This window comes from Burkholderia sp. Bp8986, assembly GCF_003854225.1.
GTDB lineage: Bacteria > Pseudomonadota > Gammaproteobacteria > Burkholderiales > Burkholderiaceae > Burkholderia.
This window is the reverse complement of record NZ_QTQM01000177.1, coordinates 1-796: the sequence shown is the minus strand read 5'-3', so window position 1 is coordinate 796 and position 796 is coordinate 1. Positions and strand designations below refer to the sequence as shown.

At 61.4% G+C, this 796-nt stretch carries 1 protein-coding gene; it reads left to right on the top strand.

The features are described from left to right. Positions 1 to 796: TAL effector repeat-containing protein (locus DID99_RS36760; protein ID WP_185733889.1), on the top strand; the 796-nt coding region annotated here is incomplete at both ends.

Here is a 796-nt window from a genome sequence, read left to right as displayed (position 1 = left end):
CGCGTTGGCCGTGGGCGAAACATCCCGGTCCCCGGGCATCGATCAGATCCAGGTGGATGCGCCGGTCCCGGCCGACATCATGGCGGCTGAATCCGATATGCCCTCGAATCGTTCGGATCCAGCGGACAGTACCGGTATTCCGGTAACGAATGGGACATCCCGTTCACTTCAGCTGAACGCCGGCAATGACACCTTTCCGCATTCCGTCGCCAGCGCTTACGTCCCCATGGTTCAGCTCGGGAACTCTGTGTCCAGTCCCGCCACGCCATCCGGGTTTCTGAGCTTCGATCATCTCCAGGCACTTTTAGATGTGCCGATCCCGGCCGATACCACGGCCATCACATCCGAGTTGCTGGCTCCGCCACCCGGGCAGGACTCCACACGTTCCGGTCATTCCCAAGGCAATTCTTCGCAGCGTCGGGTTTTGCGTTCCGATATCCATCTTTCCAACCGCCGAGCCGTGCCCTATCCCCTCCGGCTGTCTGTGCCTCATACAACCAATCCGCTCGAACTGACCGACGCCGAGCAGACACGAATTGAACGTACGCACGGTGGACGGCAGACGCTACTTTATATTGCGGAGCACGCCCACGAGCTAACTGACCATCTGCAGCGCGCCGACATCGTGAAGATCGCCGCCAATAACGGAGGCGCGCAGGCGCTGCAGGCGGTCCTCACCCATCGTCAGGCTCTCATCGACGCCGGGTTCAGCAACGACGACATCGTGAACATCGCCGCGCATGATGGAGGCTCGCGTCGCCTCACGTTGGCCGTTGGCGAAACATCCCGGTCCCCG